This window comes from uncultured Kriegella sp. (assembly GCF_963975415.1).
Taxonomy (GTDB): Bacteria; Bacteroidota; Bacteroidia; order Flavobacteriales; family Flavobacteriaceae; genus Kriegella.
Genome location: NZ_CAXBGN010000001.1, coordinates 530,817 through 551,234, shown reverse-complemented (window position 1 = coordinate 551,234; position 20,418 = coordinate 530,817). Strand labels below are relative to the sequence as shown.

Annotated in this window: 16 protein-coding genes; 4 read left to right on the top strand and 12 right to left on the bottom strand. The window is 37.7% G+C overall.

All coding sequences use genetic code 11. The annotated features are described in order from the left end of the window. The first annotated feature begins 131 nt into the window (after positions 1 to 131). The 3 genes from AACZ88_RS02255 (at position 132) to AACZ88_RS02245 (ending at position 4,574) form a co-directional block, all read left to right on the top strand. The gene (locus AACZ88_RS02255; protein ID WP_339705560.1) at positions 132 to 2,291 is read left to right on the top strand and encodes a hypothetical protein; all 2,160 of its coding nucleotides are present in this window, start codon (positions 132 to 134) and stop codon (positions 2,289 to 2,291) included. A 201-nt stretch (positions 2,292 to 2,492) separates the two neighbouring features. Then, positions 2,493 to 4,202, top strand: a complete 1,710-nt coding sequence (locus AACZ88_RS02250; RefSeq protein ID WP_339705557.1) for an NAD-binding protein — start codon at positions 2,493 to 2,495, stop codon at positions 4,200 to 4,202. 144 nt (positions 4,203 to 4,346) lie between these two features. Further along, positions 4,347 to 4,574, top strand: coding sequence for a hypothetical protein (locus AACZ88_RS02245; RefSeq protein ID WP_339705554.1), 228 nt, complete (start codon positions 4,347 to 4,349; stop codon positions 4,572 to 4,574). A gap of 510 nt (positions 4,575 to 5,084) precedes the next feature. Here AACZ88_RS02245 and AACZ88_RS02240 read toward each other — a convergent pair. From AACZ88_RS02240 to AACZ88_RS02210, 7 genes are all read right to left on the bottom strand, one after another. After that, positions 5,085 to 7,451, bottom strand: a complete 2,367-nt coding sequence (locus AACZ88_RS02240; protein WP_339705551.1) for an outer membrane beta-barrel protein — start codon at positions 7,449 to 7,451, stop codon at positions 5,085 to 5,087. Positions 7,452 to 7,468: 17 nt separating this feature from the next. Continuing rightward, positions 7,469 to 8,884, bottom strand: coding sequence for an alkaline phosphatase (locus tag AACZ88_RS02235; protein ID WP_339705548.1), 1,416 nt, complete (start codon positions 8,882 to 8,884; stop codon positions 7,469 to 7,471). 28 nt (positions 8,885 to 8,912) lie between these two features. Further along, positions 8,913 to 9,350: a hypothetical protein gene (locus AACZ88_RS02230; protein ID WP_339705545.1), complete on the bottom strand. Its 438-nt coding sequence runs from the start codon at positions 9,348 to 9,350 to the stop codon at positions 8,913 to 8,915. Further along, complete coding sequence (locus AACZ88_RS02225) at positions 9,340 to 10,560, bottom strand: ABC transporter permease (RefSeq protein WP_339705542.1); 1,221 nt, start codon at positions 10,558 to 10,560, stop codon at positions 9,340 to 9,342. Before AACZ88_RS02225 ends, AACZ88_RS02230 begins: the two co-directional genes overlap by 11 nt. Continuing rightward, positions 10,557 to 11,186, bottom strand: a complete 630-nt coding sequence (locus AACZ88_RS02220; RefSeq protein ID WP_339705539.1) for an ATP-binding cassette domain-containing protein — start codon at positions 11,184 to 11,186, stop codon at positions 10,557 to 10,559. The genes AACZ88_RS02225 and AACZ88_RS02220 overlap by 4 nt, the downstream gene beginning before the upstream one ends. 26 nt (positions 11,187 to 11,212) lie before the next feature. Continuing rightward, positions 11,213 to 12,409, bottom strand: a complete 1,197-nt coding sequence (locus tag AACZ88_RS02215; RefSeq protein WP_339705536.1) for a GTP-binding protein — start codon at positions 12,407 to 12,409, stop codon at positions 11,213 to 11,215. A gap of 342 nt (positions 12,410 to 12,751) precedes the next feature. Then, complete coding sequence (locus tag AACZ88_RS02210; RefSeq protein ID WP_339705533.1) at positions 12,752 to 13,060, bottom strand: hypothetical protein; 309 nt, start codon at positions 13,058 to 13,060, stop codon at positions 12,752 to 12,754. Positions 13,061 to 13,402: 342 nt separating this feature from the next. On the opposite strand from AACZ88_RS02210, the gene AACZ88_RS02205 reads away from it, so the two are divergent. Beyond that, a complete protein-coding gene (locus AACZ88_RS02205) occupies positions 13,403 to 14,023 on the top strand; it encodes a class I SAM-dependent methyltransferase (protein ID WP_339705530.1) in 621 nt (206 codons plus the stop codon). Positions 14,024 to 14,042: 19 nt separating this feature from the next. On the opposite strand, the gene AACZ88_RS02200 is transcribed toward AACZ88_RS02205, so the two are convergent. The 5 genes from AACZ88_RS02200 to AACZ88_RS02180 all read right to left on the bottom strand — a co-directional run bounded on the left by AACZ88_RS02200 (position 14,043) and on the right by AACZ88_RS02180 (position 20,401). Next, positions 14,043 to 15,392 carry an MATE family efflux transporter gene (locus tag AACZ88_RS02200; RefSeq protein ID WP_339705527.1) on the bottom strand — a complete coding sequence of 450 codons (1,350 nt, stop codon included), beginning with the start codon at positions 15,390 to 15,392 and terminating at the stop codon, positions 14,043 to 14,045. Positions 15,393 to 15,450: 58 nt separating this feature from the next. Then, complete coding sequence (locus AACZ88_RS02195) at positions 15,451 to 16,875, bottom strand: DUF3526 domain-containing protein (protein ID WP_339705524.1); 1,425 nt, start codon at positions 16,873 to 16,875, stop codon at positions 15,451 to 15,453. Between the two features lie 126 nt (positions 16,876 to 17,001). Further along, complete coding sequence (locus tag AACZ88_RS02190) at positions 17,002 to 18,432, bottom strand: DUF3526 domain-containing protein (RefSeq protein ID WP_339705521.1); 1,431 nt, start codon at positions 18,430 to 18,432, stop codon at positions 17,002 to 17,004. Between the two features lies 1 nt (position 18,433). After that, complete coding sequence (locus AACZ88_RS02185; protein ID WP_339705518.1) at positions 18,434 to 19,135, bottom strand: ABC transporter ATP-binding protein; 702 nt, start codon at positions 19,133 to 19,135, stop codon at positions 18,434 to 18,436. Between the two features lie 12 nt (positions 19,136 to 19,147). Next, positions 19,148 to 20,401 (bottom strand): DUF4374 domain-containing protein, encoded by a 1,254-nt coding sequence (locus tag AACZ88_RS02180; RefSeq protein ID WP_339705515.1) that lies wholly within the window; start codon positions 20,399 to 20,401, stop codon positions 19,148 to 19,150. Between the last annotated feature and the right edge of the window lie 17 nt (positions 20,402 to 20,418).

The following is a 20,418-nucleotide window of genomic DNA, read 5'->3' as shown; positions in this document are numbered from 1 at the left end:
CTGGACAAATGGCACATTTTTTACCTGTAAAAAAAAAGCAATCTCTGCAATAAGCCTCTTTTAAAATGTTCATGACTTAATTTATGCCTTTCTATAAAATCCACTAATTTACGGGACATTAATTGGAGCTAATGAAAAATTCAAAGAACACGATCAACGTAAAGATAATAGCAATTCTTTCTATGGCAATAGGGATGTTAGGTTTTAGTTGTATAACATCGAATTCTTCTACGACACTACATATTGTTGCGGATCAAGAAAATGACCTTTTCAAAGTGTTGTCAAAAACACCGTATAGCATAACCCGGTATGGAGATGTGAACAAGGCTTTGTCGAATGTCCCCGAGAATGGTAGATTGATGGTACTTTCGCAAAATTATCCAAAAGAGAAAACAGCGCTTCCTCCCGATTTTTATGTAAGGGCAAAAGCCAAGAAACTAAAAGTGTATGTTGAATTTCCGAACCTTTTGGATGCCGAGGATACTGGTGATATCATAGAAACGAAAAAAGAGCGTCTTGTGGTAACCTCAGCTATATTTGGAGATCACTTGTCCCCAATGAGCATTTTAGATGCAGGCCTGTTTTCCTATGTGTCGATTCCGAGTAGAACGGCCCTACTTCAGGGGGCGAAAGTAGCAGGTTTTAAATCGGCGGTTTATGGTCTGGACGAAACTGATTATTTTCCCATACTTTTTAAGAAGGATGATGTGCTAATTGCCACTACCAAATTAAGCAATATGGTGCAGGGAAGGTATTCGCCGATAAAGGAATGGAATATTGTGATCGGTCACATACTCTCTTTTTTGATAGACGATTTTGACACAGATATGATTCAATGGAATCCATTGGTAAAGCCTACATATTCAAAAGAACAACAGTTGCCTGAAAATGCGTATCGACTAGCCGTTGATCGCGGAAGCCAATGGTACGACAAAGGTAGATTTTTGATTCACCCTGAATGGAAAGGGCTTTGGCAAGCCATTGATACCTTGGCACTACCTGTGGGGCCGCCTATGGACCTTGACCGGCCTTCGGGCGATGGCTCGTTAGGGGTCATGGAGGGGCATTATTCTTATATAAATCCAGATGGTAGCCAACCCTACCGCTATTGGTTGAGAGCCGATTGTGTGGCGGAGACGGCAATGACCATGGCCATGTCGAATTCAGTTCGTGAACGCGAAGGGCATTTGCAAACGGCTGAAAATTTAATGGATTTTCTTTTTACCACAGATACATTTATGACCGACAACAGTAAAAAGCCCGATGGACCATCATATGGGCTTATCGGTTGGGCCGATACAGCTCCCCATAAATATTATGGTGATGATAATGCTCGGGTGATTTTGGGTGGACTTTTGACGGCACAGCTCCTTGGAAATAAAAAATGGGATCGATCATTGGAAAAACTAATTCTTGCAAATTTTAGAACTACGGGGGAAACTGGTTTTCGAGGGAATGCCTTGAACGGATATAAAATAGAGCCACTGGGTTGGCGAAAGCTGGGTGAGGGCCAATTAATCAACCCGGCCCCGCATTACGAATCGTGGTTGTGGGCGACTTACATTTGGCTGTATGACAAAACGGGCTTCAAGCCTTTGTTGGAAAAGGCTAAAAAGGCAATAGCAACTACAATGGATGCATATCCTGATAAATGGATATGGACGAATGGACTTCAACAAGAAAGAGCTCGAATGATTTTACCTTTGGCTTGGTTGGTACGTGTCGAAAATACCGAGCAGCATAGGCGCTGGCTTCGGCAACTCTGTGACGATTTACTGGAATACCAAGTAAGCTGTGGCGCGCTTCAAGAGGTTATGGGCGATCAACAACAAGGCAAGTATGGTGCTTCAAAAAGTAATCAGGCATACGGCACCTCTGAGGCACCGGTCATATTTTCAAACGGGGATCCTATCGCAGACATGTTGTATACGACCAATTTTGCGCTCTTTTCATTAAATGAGGCCGCTCAGGCAACACAAGACGTAGGATATTTAGAAGCTGTCGATAGGCTTTCAGACTTTTTGGTGCGTATTCAGAGTACTTCTTCTGATAGGGCCGATCTAGATGGTACTTGGTTTAGGGCTTTTGATTACGAAAATTGGGAATATTACGGGTCTAATGCCGATCATGGCTGGGGCGCTTGGGGAACGCTTACCGGTTGGACCCAAAGCTTTATCACAACTACCTTGGCCTTAAAATTAGAACAGACCAGTTATTGGGACAAGACCAAGAATTCGAGTGTCGGAAAGGGCTTTGATCAACTAAGGGCCACCATGTTACCGGGGCTTTAGACTATAGCGTAATACTTAAATACAGTTGCCCTACCTATTATTGTAAGTATGTCTGAATTCGTGGATGTTATTCTTTGTTCCTAAAGATTTTGTGCAACATTTTGGCTTAGATATTCAGTTTTTGTGCTGCTTTTTAACTGGGGAATATACAAGTCTACTAAAAATGAATTAATTTAACTTACAGTATTTGAAATACGCGTTATGAAATTTGTGAGTAGCCAATTGGCCTATTATTTAAAAGATAGTGCATTTAAACGAAACGCAAGAAAGCTTTTGAGGTACGTCGCCCTTTTAGCTGTGGTTGTTTTAATACACTCGATTCTTTTCCATATCATTATGATGACGGTGGAAGGTCGTTTTTATTCTTGGGTAACAGGTTTTTATTGGACACTTACAGTTATGAGTACCCTGGGCTTTGGGGATATCACTTTTGAATCTGACATTGGTCGTCTTTTTAGCATTATCGTTTTACTTTCTGGAATAATTTTATTGCTGGTAGTTTTACCGTTTGCATTTATAAGATTTTTCTATGTACCCTATTTAGATTCAACGAATAAGAACAAAGTGCCACGTCAAGTACCGGCAGGAACTAAAGACCACATTATCATCTGTTCCTTGGAAATGATAGCGAGGGACCTGACAGAAAAATTGGGTCAAGAAAAAATACCCTATTATATTATTGAAAGTGATTCCCAAATTGCACTGGAGCGACACGATAAAAATATTCCTGTAATCTTAGGGGAATCAGATGAAGAGGAAACCTTTCGACTGGCTAATATTGACCAGGCAAAACTGGTCTTGGTGAATAAGAACGATACAGAGAACACTAAAATTATTCTCACCATACGGCATGCAGCACCAAATGTACCTATAGTAGTTATAGCCAATGAAGAAGAGGCAATTCACGTATTGCAGCTGAGCGGCGCCAACCATGTTTTACCGGTAAAAAAATGGCTGGGTTCGCAATTGGCCAATAGGGTAAATGCGCAACATGCCAAGTCTCATCCTATAGGGGAATATGAAGATCTTAAAATTGCCGAATTGGCCGTTCATAATACTCCTTTGGTTAACAATACGATCCGGGAGACCAATTTTAGGCAAAAATTTGGCGTAAGTATTGTGGCAGTGTGGAAAAGAGGGAGGTTGAAGCCCGCGCTAGCTCATGAAAAACTTACCGAAGATAGCGTTTTGATGATAATTGGAAATGAAGACCAGCTTCAAGGTATCGATGAACTTTTTTACAACTATAATGTGAATCCGAATCCTGTGTTGGTAATTGGTGGGGGAAGAGTGGGCAAGGCTGCAGCGGAGACTTTAAAAGAAAACGGCATCTTGGTAAATATGATTGATAAAGATTCCAATGTATGCAAAAAGGTAAAATATTTATGTAAGAAGGTTTTTGTAGGAAATGCTTCTGACTATGATTTGTTAAAAGAAGCTGGAATTCTTGAGACACCTTCGGTTTTATTATCGACCAATGATGATACCATGAATATTTATCTTGCTTCTTATTGTCGTCAGCTAAATAAGAATGTAAGAATAGTGAGCCGAATCTCAGACACCCGCAATATAGACATTATACATCGGGCAGGGGCAGACTTTGTTTTGAGCTATGCTACTTTGGGTGCCGTAGCGGTCTTGTCTATTGTTAAAGGTCAAAAGCTTACAGTTTTGGGAGAAGGAGTCCGGCTATTTATTTCTTCCATCCCAACTTCATTGTTTGGCAAAACCCTCGCTGAATCAGGAATAGGGGCCAAGACTGGTCTTTCTGTGATTGCCATCAATCAAAATCAAACGGTAATTACGCAGTTGCCGGCCAATACCCTACTTTCTCCTGGAGCGGAAATTGTAATGATCGGAAATGCTGAAATGAAGCAAAAATTTAATTCGATATTTGGTGCGGGTAATTGAAAATAAATTCTTAAATATCGGCGACAGGCTTAAATCTAAACGTACCTCAGTTTGTTTTTGTTAAAATAATAATAAACGGTATTTAACACTTGCTCAATATTTCTTGTTTAATTATATTTATATAATATCAGACAAAAGACAATAATGGATATTTTAAAAGAGGCAACAATTTTTGAAGAGACTAAAATGACTCATATGTCTACCAGTGATAGGGTGACAGCATCTAGGGAAGCAAAACGACTTATTTTAGAAATCAATGAGATTTACAAGAAGACACAAGATACCAACTTGATGGATGTAATGAAGCGGTTGACCGCAAAGAAAAAAAAGATTGATGTTCGCTTAAAGGGTAGGCCCAATTCCGGAATATAAGTATACTCGAAATCTAAAGATAAAATGTTCTCGGAAGGATTGAAATCTTCATTGTAAGCACCTTGTCTACGGAATATTTGTTCGATTACTTGGCAAAATATTCTATCAATATATGATTTGCTTTCCTTCTCAGGGATGAAGTTACCCTAAATATTATTCATAAGAGTTTTATAGGCTTTTATCTTCAGATTTTTTTACCTCTATCGATTCATTTACTTACGGAGTTCCATAAGCTGTATAAACTGCTACCTTCATTTCAAGTGATATGAATAAGGTTTATGGCAAGTTAGACGACAGGCGCATATCGGAAATTTTCGAAAGTACTAGTGCAAAGTTTTTCAGTTTTGTGGCTAAAGAGGTGCTCTGCCGTATTTCATTGTTCCATTTCTAGAATAGAAAGACCATTATCAATTATTTTTAATGTTTCCTCAATTCCACTCAAATTTTTCTAACATTTTTACATTGAATTGATCCACTTTAGATTTGTGAATAGAGATCAAGATTCAAAAATCATAAACGCTTTTGCTCATCTGTCGTACCACTTTTTTCTTTTACAAGATTACCCCCCAAATGGTAAAGTAATGTGAGTCCAAACCTTCTTGAATCGGGTTTGTTGTTGTAGCGATAGTCGATGATCTCACTTAGTGAATGGGCCTGATAACGGTTGGTATTGAAGATGTCGCTTATGGTAAATCGGGCGATGAGCTTCTTGTTTGAAAACGACTTTTTAATGCCGAAATCAACATAACCTGTGGGTTGCGAACTATAGATACCAAGTAGTTCAGAGGAGAACCATTGGGCGGAAAGATTGATTTTATATTCCTTTGGCAATGAAACATCCTGTTGCAACATTAGTGTTGCCGCCCATTTTGCTAGCTGTTTTTCACCTGAAAGTTCTGATATAGGATACTTGGTATAGCTTATGTCAGAAAAGAAAAGCACATCCCAAAATGTGCATAGCTTAAAAGGTGTTGATATTGTAAAATCAAAACGATGGCGATTGCCAAAATTATCGCTTTGACTTTTAATCGTTGTACCATTATCATCTATAGATAGCCTTCGGTTCATGAAATTGAGGCTTCGGTTATAAATAGCAGAAAAAAAATATTTGTTTTTTAGACTGTAGGTCAGTGAATAAATCCAAGCTAATTCAGGAATCAGATCGGGGTTTCCAGAATAATAGAAATATTTGTCACTGTACCATCGAACAGGGTTTAAATCACTATAAGACGGGCGGTTGATACGCCTGCTGAGCGAAAAATCCATTTTATTGTCTTCATTGATGATTTGCCCAATAGAAAGAGATGGGAACAGCTTTGTATATTGCCATTTATTGGCAATGTCCTGTTTTACGGTGTAGCCTTGAGCACGGGTATGCTCCATACGTAAGCCAGCATCAATTGTTGTTTTGTTGATTTTTTTTGAACCCGACAAATAAGCTGCGGCAATATGCTCCTTATATTTAAAATGGTTACTTAAATCTTCTATTTCAATATAATTTCCCGATTGCAATGAGTCAAAACGGTACTGATTATCATTTTCTACTTCGGCATATTTAATACCTGTTTTAATCGAATACTTTTTAAAGGGCAAATCGGCATCAGCTTGAGCAGAAACAATTTTGACGAATCCGGGCTGGTTCGACTTGAGTACCTCTGTATTCTGTCTGTTTTTGTTTGCATCATAAGTATCGGTTTTTAGCAATCCATCGGAGTAATTCCGGTAAGATGTATAATTGGCATCGGCAGTTATTCTTTTTCCTAGGGAATCTATATCAAATGTGTAACGCGTGCTTATCGCATCGTAGTGATAAGGCTCGATGATGTTATTATCTGAAAGAATATAAGATTGCAACTCTCCCGAATTATCAACCTTTTTTACTGTAGAATAATTGAAGCTTTTGAAATCGTCAAGATAACCATGATAGCTTACCCCTATATTATGTTTTGGTGAAAATTGCCAATCGGTTCCAAGACGCCAGGTATAATATTTAATTTTAAATGTTTTTTCATTTTCACGGTTGAGGCGAAAAGTGTTTCCTTCTTCATTTATGGTGTTTTTACTGTTGTTTTGAGTAAACCGGTGTGGTGTGTTGTAGTCAAAAGAACCATACAGGTTCATTTTTTTTGTACTTAGGCTTGCCGATATGTTTTCGTTGGTCATCCAATATTTTCCTTTTGAAACCGCGGCACGCAAATCGACCGCATAGCCCTTTTTTAGATTTTTTATAGGTATAATATTAATAATTCCCGAATTGCCGGCTGCATCAAATTCAGCCGTAGGTGAGGTGATTAGTTCTATCTTATTGATATCCTCTGCACTCATTCCTTTCAATAAGTTCGATAGCTGGCTTCCCGATAAATACGTCATCTTTCCGTCAATCATTATATTGACCCCAGAAGCTCCTCTAAATAAGATATTATTATTTTGACCTACGCTTACACCCGGCAATTTTTTAAGCATATCAAGCGCTGTTTGCCCAGTTGTTAATGCTGAATTTTTAAGGTTGAAGGTTAATTTCCCCTTGTCGGCCTGAACAAGGGGTTCTTTAAAAGTAACAACCACTTCATCCAATGATTGGGGATTTTCCTTCAATGTTATATCTAAATTTGCTTGGTCTTTTACTTCTTTTTCTTCAGTTTTCATCCCCACATAGGAAAATACCAAGACACTTCCTGTAACGGTTTTTATAGAATATTTACCGTCTAAATTGGTAAGTGTTCCTTGATTAGTTCCTTTTATAATAATAGTGACTCCAGGTAAAGCGTGGTTTTCTATATCGGTAACTATTCCATGGATTACCTGTTCCTGTGAAAAAATAGAACAAGGAAAAAATCCTAAAAAATATAATAGGATTGTTTTGAGATAAGGGGCCATAATTATAGAGGAATATTTTAAAATTTGTTTTCGATCTCAGCCGCTTCAAGCATGAGGTAATGTAAATCAGTGTTTTTAATGAAGGGTTTTAACAGATGACTTCCTGGCCCATACATTGCCAATTCGACATAATCCGCTGAATGCTGCATACTTATCCACCCGACGGAGTTGTGTCGTTGCTGCATTTCGGCCAAAACCTTAAAAGGAAGTTGCTTTGGGTTGTATAGGCCATCTTGGGTTCGTAGGTCAGTATAGTAACTCAACAATTGTTTGCATTCTTCATCTGTAAGGGCAAAATTGTTGGCATAGTGCACTCTTTCCTTTAATTGGGATATGGAAGTTTCTTTACCTACCCCAGTTAAAACCCACTCATTGGTGTGCCTATATTGCTGAATAGAATCGAAATTGTCATTTGCCTCTTTTCCATAAATAAGCCCTGGGTTGGCATTACCGTGATCTGTAGTAATAATAACTAAAGTTTCGCCATCTTGTTCTGCAAAATCCATGGCCACTTGTATTGCCTCGTCATGTGCCACTTGGTCATACATTAGCCCGGCAATATCATTGCCGTGTGCGGCCCAGTCCACTTTGCCTGCTTCTACCTGTAATACAAATCCATTGGGATGGTCTTTCATCGCATCAATAGCTTTATGGGTCATTTCGGCAAGTGTGGGTACTTTTTGAAGTAAATCCTTATTGTTCTCCCTGTCAATTGAATAAGGAAGCCCACTATTTTCAAATACACCTAAAATGGGTTTGTCAATAGCAGCGGAAAACATTTCGTTTCTTGTTTTAGCCACCTCGTAACCGTCTGACGTAAAAGCTTTGTACATATCCTTTTTATCCTTTCTCTTCTCAGGAGAAAAGTAAGTATCGCCGCCACCCATCATGACATCAAACTTTTGTTGCAAGTACTTCTCGGCAATTTGTTCTTGGGCGTTTCGGGATTTAGAATTTATACAGAAACCCGCAGGCGTAGCATGGGTAATAGGGACAGTGGTCACACAACCTGCCTTTTTGCCCATTTGTTTGAATTTTTGCCAAATAGGCATGTGCTCTTCCCCTTGTTTACTTACATTCAATGCGCCATTATCAATACGTTTTCCTCCTCCCCAAGAAGAACTTGCCGCAGCAGAGTCAGTGACAGTAGAACTAGCGGAAGCCATATCCATTAAGGCTCTGCTTACCCTGTTATCTTTGTACAGCTGTAACCAGTTAGAACATTTACCGGTCTTTCTTGAAAGGTATAGATCGGCCATATTCAAGGTGCCAATGCTCATTCCATCACTGACGATAACGATAATGTTCTTTGCTTTTTTGTTGCTATCTTCAGTATCATATTGAACAATACTGGCCGTACCCTTGAAGGGATGTAGCAAAGTTGTTCCGAGGGTTAATAGCGATCCGTTTCTAAAAAATTTTCTTCTGTTCATTTTTTTTGTTCATTTTTAAATTAGCCGATTATTTCAAGCGAAAACCAGAACAATCGGTAAGAATGTAATTAAAGTGCTCTACATCGTCTTTATTAAGTTTTAATGTACCGGTTATAAGGACTACATCGTCTGTTTTAAAGTCGGGTTTGGATTTAAATTGGAGTTCGACTGCTGTTTCCGGTCCGCCATTACCACAAAAGAAGCAGGAGGCCAATGGATTTTTAGATAGTATGAGGAGTTCCCCATTGGGGTCTACATCTAAATAATAGCCTGATAGGGTTACTTCTTTACCCTCAAGGTTAATTATTTCTTGGCTGAACTCTGGATACAGAAACTTGGAATCATAGGCGGGGAAATATTTTTCGGTGTAATCTACTTTAGCCAAGTCATCCCATGTAAGGTCTACCTGCCCCACGGCAGTCATTGAAACGAATAAAAATAGCGCGTATAAAAGGTTATGCTTCATCACTTAAAATTTTTGAGATATTCATTTTTAACAAAGGAGTAATGGCCAAAACAATTGAAACCACAGATATAACTATTACTATGAGCAGCGTTCGTAGCATTTGGTCAGTGGAAAATGTGAGAATGATATCTTGTTGAAACTGCGATTTAAATAGGTTGACAAAAAAATGTAACCCAATCAGGGAAAACAAAAAGCCAAAAAATAGGGATGCCAATACCATTAGAATGCCTTCAAAACCTATAATACGGAACAACTGAAAATTACTGCCACCATAGGTACGCATCAAGGCAAGGTCAAAAGCACGTTCTCTCACCATTTTGTATAGGCCGATAAAAATAGTGACACAGGCTATGAGTAGAATAATATAGGCGATCCAAGAAATTGCTTTAACCCCAACGCCCGTAAAACGGAACAGTCTTTCCAGTTCATATTTGGGCAAGGCTGCTTGCATGTCGGTATTCGCATTAATATTTCTAGGCATGGTCATGAGCCCCATGGGATTTCTAAAGGAAACCAGTATAGCCGTTATTTCCCTGTCATCTGCTTCCTGCAAATCATGTTCATGGTCATCATGTTCTTGTTCTTCATGCCCACCGTGTTGGTGAACATGCCAGATACTCGCTAGGTTCGTTACGATAAGTCTATCGATTACTTTGTACGTTGGCTTGTAAATACCGACAACCTTGAAGGATTCGTTATGTTGTTCGATTGAGTTTTCTGTTAAGCCGTGCGAACTAACAAATGTATCGCCCACTTTTAAACCCGATTGTTGTGCTATATCATTGCCTAAAACAGCTTCCATAGCGTTTTCGACTTCTCTTCCTTCTAAAAGATTGGCATTGTACACTTTAGCAAAACCCAGGGTAGACCCCACAATACGATAGCCTTTATAGTTATCGCCATAGGATATGGGTACTACTTCTTTTACCAAAGGATTTTTTTTCATTTTTGCCACTTCGCTATACGCAATATTACCCGTTGGGTTATCTATGTGTAAAACAGAGGAAAGCACCAATTGTAAAGGGCTTCCCTTGGCACCTACTACCATTTCTATAGTACCCAAACCGTTTTCAAATTGGTTTTGTATGGAAGTGTCCAACTGTTGAATGCCCAGAAGTAAACCAATACTGATGGATAGGGAAAATATACTAAGAAACGCATAGAGCGGTTTATGGATAAGGTTCTTAAGGCTTATTTTCCAGTTGTTCATAGCGTAATCACATTTTTAAACGCAGACTTAATTCGGTTATCGTGGGTAATAACTACCAAATTCGCTCGGTTTTTCTCTGCCTGTTGTTGTAACAATCGTAATACGGCCATACAGTTTTCATCATCTAGACTAGAGGTGGGTTCATCAGCTAGAATGACTTGTGGGTTATGTACTACGGCCATAGCGATTCCTAAACGCTGTAATTGTCCTTCGCTGAGCTCATTGATTCCCTTCTTTTTAGTTTCGGTTAAATCCAATTGCTCCAACAAAGAATCGATTATAGTATGGTTGATGGATTTTTTGCTAAAAAAAAGACGGGCCTTTAGGTTGTCTAAAACATTCAAAGACTTGACTGCATGATTTTTTTGAAATACAAGCCCAATATTTTGTCCCCTGAATTTATCCAATTGTGGATGGGATAGCGCGTTGATGTCTACGTTAGCTACCACTAGCCTTCCACTTGCAGGTTTTAGGAGGCCGGCCAAAAGATGTAGTAAGGTTGTTTTTCCTATTCCCGATTTTCCTAAAATCAGTAAACTCTCTTGCTCTTTTAAATCTATGTTGGGAAAGCGGAACGTATGTTCCGCTTTCTTATAATGAAATGTGAGATTGTCTGTTTGAACCATCTTAAAGTTGTATCACTTGTGTATTACTACGTTATGGGCCATTGGTCTTGTTGCGGAAACAATTGTTCTTTCCATACCTGTATTTCTGGTTCCGTGAGCACACAGTCTTCCAATTCAGACATCATTTTTTCTTTATTTATATGCTGCCCGATAAAAACCAATTCTATTTTCCGATCACCAAAAAGAACATCCCAATCTGATTCAATTTGATCTTGGTTTTTACAAAATGAGGCATAATTAATTCGCTCTGAAAATGGCATGGATGTCCACCAGACACCGGCCGAATCGGCTTTGCAAGAACCTCCTGCAGAGCTCCATAACAATGCTTGGTCAGATCTTGATGCCAACCAAAACAACCCTTTGCTTCTAATGATGTTTTGAGGGAAGCTTTGGTTGAGATAGGTTAGAAAACGTTCTGGATGAAATGGTTTTTTACTTCTGAAAACAAAGGAGCCTATTCCGTATTCTTCGGTTTCAGGTACATGTTCATTTTCCAATTCTTGAATCCACCCTGCCGAAGCCTCTGCTTTTTCATAATCGAACAAACCTGTATTGATTACATGCGCTAGTTCAACTTTAGATTCAGTAGCTGTAATAATACGGGCTTCTGGGTTTAATTTGTGAATAATAGCTTGAAGTTCTTCTAGTTGATCCGGTGTAATTAAATCAATTTTATTGATGATGATAACATTGGCAAATTCAATTTGATCGGTCAGTAAATTGACAATGGTTCTATGGTCTCCCTCAATATCTGTTAAAGACCTGGTAGTAAGATAGTCAGGGCTGGAAAAGTCTTTTAAGAAGTTAAACCCATCTACTACGGTTACCATGGTGTCAACATAACTGAAACGACTCAAATCAATAGTTCCATCTTCACTTTCGAAGGTAAAGGTCTGTGCAACGGGAATAGGTTCGCTAATCCCCGTACTTTCTATTAATAAATAATCGAATTTGTTTTGGGCAGCAAGTTTTTCCACTTCTACCATAAGATCTTCGCGAAGGGTACAGCAAATACATCCATTGGACATTTCAACTAATTTCTCTTCGGTTCTAGAGAGTGTATTTTCATTTTCAATGAATTGTGCATCGATGTTTACTTCGCTCATGTCATTGACAATAACAGCTACTTTTAAACCTTCTTTGTTGTGCAATATATGGTTGAGCAAGGTGGTTTTTCCTGCACCGAGAAAGCCACTAAGTACGGTTACGGGGAGTTTTTTCATTTATTCTGTGTATTAGTTATGCAGTAAACATTGTGTTTTAGGTTTTGATTTTTTAATCAAAAGGAAAAAGTAAAGAGGTGTAAGATCTTTTGAAGTACAAAAGTTTATGGGCATTATTTCTATAATCGACCCTAAAAGAGGCTGCCTATAGAAAAATTAAAATGTTAATTGAATCCCGTGTCCACACTATGTAGCAGTACCATCATGAACATTTAAGTTATTAAAATCCGATATGATTATAAATCGTAATTTTCACCAATAAGGGGTAGATAGCCCGCTTAAAGATCAATGCAAATTAAAAATATGGAGTATAACTTTTTCTTTACTTAATAAAATTGAAATTTATAGGAAAGAAGGAGGGGGGCGAGAAAAAAGTTGGCCAGAAACAAGGTCGCTTAGAGCGATAAAATTGTAGCTTTTGAAGCGCTCTTTATGAGCAGTAAATTCAGTATTTTCAATTGTGAAATCCTGGAAGTCAGGAGTAATCGTCGGGGTTAAATTATTCGTGTTTACATGAATACAAATGGCGCAATCTACTGCATGATTTTCTTCATCAGTATGCGATAATACATGAAGCCCTGCCATTTTCATTGAAAGGAAAAGGACAAGGAACAGATAGGGAATGCTATTTTTTAATCGACCATTTTTCACCAACACAAACTTACTAAAATAAACTAAAAATTATATTGATATAGTCTGAATAAAAAGGTTTGATACTTGCTTTTTATCCTCTTAAAGACGTTGTGGAGTTCAATAGCAGCATAAAAGAAGTAAATTAGTCGAAGAACAACTTTCATTGTCTGAAAAAATGAGTCCTAATCGAGCTTTTAGTGCGTTTTAAAGGAAATTTCTTTATAAGAAAACTAAGACTAAAAAGCGTTGAGAAGAATGGCGAATATCGTAAAATAGATATTTAAAAAATGGAATGTAATAGAACATTTCATAGTATGGCATTAAAAAGGATTACTTCATTATCTTTATTTCTTATTATAGATGAATTGCAAGATGTGGAAAACACATTATGATAAAATAAATAAAGAAAAACATCCTCTGGCCAATACCTTGAGCCAAGCTTTGAATCTCATTTCTAGCAGAGATGGTCTAAAGGAGTTTCAGGCCATTGATTTGGGATGTGGGAATGGGATAGATACTTTTGCAATGCTAGAAAAAGGATTTAGCGTATTGGCAATAGATAAGAATCCCGATGCTTCATTACTCCTAAAAAAACGTATAAATCCTGAACATTTGGTACGATTAAGTTTTCAAAATTTATCTTTTGAAAGTTTGGATGAACTCCCTTCCGCTGACTTGGTCAACGCTTCTTTTTCTTTGCCTTTTTGTCATCCGGATCAATTTGAAAAATTTTGGTCGAATATCAGAGGCTGTATCAATTCCGAAGGCTTTTTTTGTGGACACTTTTTTGGGACAAAGGATTCATGGAGTTCTAATAGTACTATGACCTTTCATAATCTGGAAGCCGTAAAAAGGTTATTTGAAGGTTTTGAGTTATTATATTTCGAGGAAACTGCGAAAAATGGCAAGACTTTGTCGGGAAAAGAAAAGTTCTGGCACGTTTTTCATGTTGTTGCCAAAAAACTTCATTCAACAAAATAACTAAAGTAAATCACTTCTATTAAAGCCCTGCCCGTAACAATGTTATCCGTTGAAGTATTTTTCTTGAAATAGTCCATAAAACCAAAGCATAAAGCACGTTTTCGAGCGCAAGACCATAGTATATACCTTCAATCCCGAAATATTTGGTCATCAGTAATATAATAGGTGCAAATAGAAACAGTTGACGCCCAACAGGTAACAAAGTAGCCAATTTTGCTTCCCCAATTGATTGAAATAGAATGATGCTACTTGAAGAAATTGGAATAACCAGTAAGATTCCCATAATCATTCGTACATTAAAAATTTCAGTTTCGTTAAGTGCCTTATTTGGTAACATTATATTTATAATAGTCTCGGGGAAAATCAGTACGGGAATTATCATTGCAATACCAAGCACAATACCGGCCAATCTATAGACAGATACCCCTTTTAGGCACCTATGTGGTTTATTAGCACCATAGTTGATTCCAATAACCGGTTGCATAGATTGGTAAAGCCCTAGGAGAGGAATTGCCAAAAATGTGAATAATCTAAAAGCGGCATTGAAAAAAGCCATAGCCTCAAGCGTGCCATATAAAACCACTAACCTGAATAATAGAAATTGCCTGAACAAATTGGACAATTGCATTGAAAAAGCCGAAAATCCAATACTTAAGACATTTTTGAGGATTTTATATTCCAACTTTATTCGGAAACGACCCGTGTGAAAGGTTGCCTTCCCTCTTATAAAATATAATGATGTCAATAAACTGTAAATAAACATAGCTGCGATACTACTCCAGGCAGCACCTGCCACACCCATATTAAAAATACCAATGAATATAGGTGTTAGTAGAAGATTTAGAATTACCGAAATCAGAGTGAAACGCATAGCCTGTTCTATTTTGCCTTCAGCCCGAATCAAACCGTTGGCCGATAATCCGTAAATGCTGAATAGTGCACCCAATATATATATCTGATAATACTCTAAAGCGTAGGTGAACAATTCTTCTGAAATTCCCAAAACAGAAACTATCTCTTTTGAAAAAATGATTCCTGGGATGGTCACAATAGCTGCCCCAATAAGGGACAAGGCCATCATATTTGGGATGATTTTTCTTTGAATTTCGTTCTGACTTGAACCTATGGCCCTACTAAGGACAGATGCAGAACCTGCTGCTACAAAAACGGTGACACTGGTGACAATCAACATTAAGGGGAACAACAGAGATATACCTGTAAAGGCTTCTGTTCCTATAAAATAACTTGTGTAGAAAATATCAACTAGCCCATTGATAGATATCACCATCATTCCTAAAATACTAGGTACAGAAAGCTTCAGTAGAAGTTTCCAAAGATTGTCATTGATGTAATCGGGCTTTTTTTTCAAGTTTTCGTATTGTAAATTTTATATGTATGTATTTATTCGTTGAATTTTCAATACTCCTTTAGAAAGCAGTTTTGTTGAAAAGCACCCATGATAAACCAAAAAGCGCAAAAGAGGTGACCATGACCTCCATTAAACCATTCCTTATTTTTTGGTTTCTTTCAGTCTCATCGATAGTTAAATGAAATTTCGGAAGTGTGTCGTAATCCTTATTTGTTATTTGTTTATTCAAAAACAGTTTGTCAAAATAAAAACTGGTAATATCGTTATGAAAGCCCTCAATTGACTGGTAAAAAGATTGAAAAATTTCAGAATCTGTTTCTACAATTTCATTAAGAATTGCTTGGGTATTTACTGCGGGGTTTGCCCATTTAAATAGTGACACCCACTTTTGTCTTCGCCTAATTTGGTCAAAGTAGTGCAACACTTCATTTTTATGGTGATTATCATTAAGCGCCGTAAAAGCAGCATAAGCTTTGGCCATAATATTTACGTCGATCAGTGAATGCGCTCCCTTTAAGTCTTCCCGATTTTGTAGATATTCTAAGATTACAGCTTTAGACTCGTTCACGTCATCTTCATTTTCCAAGCCTTTTCTTCTTGTGATTTCGGCAAGTGATGTATTATCGATTGGATATATGAGGTTTGCATATACGTTCAATACGGCCGGGAGAACAATTAGAAAAAGAAGCCATAAGCTAGCGGCACTTATTGCGGTCAAGGAAGAATTTTTTTTAAGACTGATCAACAAGAACATCAAAGCAAACCAAAAACTGAGATAGCATAAAATGGCAGATATCCATAAGATAATGGACAAAACATCGAGCGCTGTGGAAACCATAAAGGCAATTGACGACAAAAGAATTCCCAATCCTACAATCAGAAGATAATAAAAAGCAATTCGAATCAAGAGTATTCTTCTTAACCCTATGGTTTGCAACCTTAGTAAGGGAAGCATTCCATTTTCCTTTTCTTCTGCATATAATCCGTAGGTGAAAGCTATTATAAGCAATGGAAATAAGTAAATGAATACAAATGAAATATCAAAATTTCCAACATATAGTTTAAGGGGGTTGGCCAGTTCACTTTCAAATAATTGGTAGTATAAGCTCATTCCCGTCAATTTGTAGTAATAAGGCTCAATATCCCTTTGTCCTAAAGACATATGTGCCAAACTATGAGGATGTAGTATGGCATGGTAGCTATGTCGATACCATGCATAAGCGGGTTTTGAGGCTATATCGAATAGTTGTTTTTCCTTGACCGAGGTATGGTCGCTATAAAAGCTCTTTTTATACTTTTCAAATTCCTCCTTTTCAATTATTTCGACATTCTTTATTGTTTTATGTTGTTCTGTTATTTTTGAATGTCCATAATAGATTGCGTACATGCCCAATAAAAAAATAGTGGACAACATGATTATTTGAAAGGTATTTCTAACAATGGAAATACCTTCACGTTGCCATAACAATAAAATCAATTTCATCTGTTTGAAATTTTGTAGTTTTCTGAAAATGATGAGACTAAAAAATTACGCACATTCAGTAATTCGCATAAAAAATATAATTTACGTCGGTTGATATGCAACAAATTAATTTTTCGTAGGCTCATTTCATTTTAATTTATTTTTGGAGGAAGAAGGAATGAGAATGAGTATTGTCAAAATCCAAAGCGACAATGAAGCAAGTTCCATTAAATAATATTTGAAGATTATGGTCACCTTAGGAGTTAGATACTTAAAATCGGATATGGTCTCCCATAAATTCTTTCCTGCTTTGTATTCATAGAATTCTCCATAACGTGAATTCTTCGCCATATCATTGTTCATGGTACGTATGAGATGTCGACGATAGGTGTTGGTCTTTTCTTGAAAATCGTTAAAACTATACCAATCGGTTGCAGCAAATGCCATGGAAAGGTTTCTTAGCGCTATATAGGGAGCAACAAAACTCATTAAGCTTCCCGCTCTGTTTTGAAGTTCAAATTTTTTGTAAAGTGCTGCGCCATGAAAATCATACACCTTATTGGCATATTCTTCCCCTTCTTGCATTTGTATCCCTTCAAAGTTCAAAGGCAGTTGATTAAGGGAATCGACCCCATATTTTTTTAAATAAAGTTCTTTTAACCTTTCCAATCTTTTTTGCTTGGTATCATTGGGCTTCATGCCATTTGTAATATCTCTTTGTATAGCTTCCTTATATATTTTCATTGAGGGCAATGGGTGTAAGGTTTCACCAAGATTGGCAGAAGTCTTTGGTATAATGATTCCCGTTGTAATCCAGAATATCAATAAGGTCAAAAGAGCGTTTCTTGCATTCGAAGACTTAAGGGATATCCAAACCGAAAAATTCGTAAAGGCCCATAAATATCCAACGTAAACAAAAAAAAGAAGTAAGATGCGTACCCCTAAATCGCTCAGCACAGAACTAGTTTTTTCAACAACTCCCACTATATATAAACCTGTAAAAAACGGAACCATTATCGCAAAAACAATTACGGAATACGCCAAGACCTTGCCCAAATAAATAGACCTTATTGAAACTCCTTGACTGACCAATAATTTTAGTGTTCCTGTTTCCTTTTCTTTAGTAAAAGTTTGAAAAGTGATAAATATGATGAGTAGGGGTACTAATAATTGAAGTACAAGGGCAGCACTTAATTCCCCAAAACGAATCATATTGCCATATCCTTGTACAGGTCTGAACATGAATTCATGTGGATGGTGTGCCTCTAAGTAAATAGATGTTCCGGTATAGGTGTCCAATCCAAAATCAAAAAGACTAAGAAGTGTCTTGGGTTTGAATACATAAGTACCATAATGGGCGGCAATATGAGGATGTTTGTTTCCTTGATCTAGCCATTCAGCCCTTCTATCTTTATGAGCCGTTTCTACCATTGTTCCTTGCTGTTTATAAGCTACATGCCCGGCATAGAGCGCAAACCCTAGGAGAATTATAATTATGGCTAATAAAATTTTTAAGGAGTTTTGTCTTGCCAGACCTTTAAGTTCCTTTCCTGCAATTAAAAAGACTTGACGGTTCATATTATGTATGCATGTGCCTTAAATATTTTTGTTCCAAATCATGAAAAGAAACTTGACTTGATTCCATCTTATCGACCAAGACGCCTTCTTTCATGATCCCGATATGAGTCCCGGTATCCTTAGCCCGAAAGAGGTCATGGGTAGCCATTAAAGTGGCTACTTTTTGTTCTTTCATTTCGAGTAGAAGTTCAGAGAATTCATTGCTTGCTTTGGGGTCTAATCCGGAAGTAGGTTCATCTAAAAGCAATATTTTAGCTCCCCTGGCCCTAGCCAAAGCAATGCCTACTTTTTGTCGCATTCCTTTAGAGTAACTGCTTACCCTTTTTAAGACAAAATCTTTTTGCAAGCCAGATTGTATCAATAAGGACTCCAATTCTTCCTTATTTTGACTACCCCCTTGAAGACCACAAAAAAAGCGAAGGTTTTCAAGCCCGGTCATGTTCTGGTATAATTGAAGATTTTCAGGGATATAGGATAGCCATTGCTTTGTTTTTTGAGGATTCTTCCCTACATCCAAACCGTTGATGAAAGCTTTTCCAGCGGAGGGTTCTATAAAGTTCAAAAACAAGTTGATGGTCGTCGATTTTCCAGCTCCGTTGGCTCCGAGCAGGCAAAAAATATCGCCAGCTCGGATGTTTAAGTTCAACGTGTCTAGTGCGGTAAAATCACCATACTTTTTTGTAAGGTCTTTAGCTTCTAGCATATTTGTTAAAAATTACGGATTTAGATCTTCCAATCCACTTATATACCCACCGGTCGAAGTAAATAACTTGCTTGAGGTATTTGAACTACTATCAAATCTAAAAACAGCATTTTCATCATTAGTTGCAGTGGTAAAAAGAAAGCTTTCATCAGTATAAGGTAGAATTAACATTCTACGGGATCCATAAGTTGTAGGTAAGCCAGGTACAGCACCTAAACTTGATCCAGTTTCTAAATCAATTTCATAGTATTTAAATTGCGGCTCACCTGTCAGGTATTCAAAGAAATCAGTCTCATCTTCAACCCGGGTTGTGAAAGTCCGCCCATTTGGTACTTGATAGATTCCGTAACAAACATTGCCTGTAGCATCTTGCATATCCATAAAATAGTCTGGGTCAAAGGAGGTCTCTCCATTAGGTATTTTCAATAAACCGCTGGGGCTATTACCTCCACCCATGGTAGTGCCTAGACCCTGTACATAAATATCCCCGTTACTGGTTTTGATCATTCCTTTATTTACTGCATGGCTGCCAAATAACATTCCTGTTCTGTGATCGGCAATTACTTTTTCTACTGCTCGGCTATTTAAATCAATTACCGCAACATAGGCCGAATCGTTAACGGGAACGAAATTATTTTCGTAGTGTACACCCATGAACAGTTTGTCATCCCGTTCCATCATATCCAGATAATACGTTCGTGTAGCTTCAGGAAACCTACTGGTAATAGATGTTAACGAAACTTCATCAGTAATGCGCATAGTGGTTGGGTCAAAAACGATAAGTTTAGAAATACCACCGGCAACAGAACCATAGGCTACAGTTTCACTTTCAAAATATATGGTGGAAAAGGTATTCGCGCCTGGCACTACAATCCGTTCTTCCTCAACTGTATCTCCATCATCGTTGAATGAATATTTTACAAGAGTAGCGGGCGCACCGAAAGGGGAGGCATACAATGCGCCATTGTACGAGGTCGTATTTGCACTTCCAGTCAATTCTATTGCTTTGTCGTTTTCTATGGTTGAAAAATCCAAGTCCGTTACACCTTGAACGTAAGAAGTTTGGTTGGGCCATGCACCACTAACCATAGTAATGCCGTAGTTTACCTCGACCGGGTCAGTCGTTTCTTCAGGAATTTCTTCATTAGGATCTTCTGAATCTGGTTCTGTAGTAGCATTGTCATCACTACTACAACTTACGACCAGAATACAGGTCATTATTAAAAAGAATAACCTTGATTGATTACTAAGAAATTGTTTTTTCATTTTCATTTTTTGTTTAC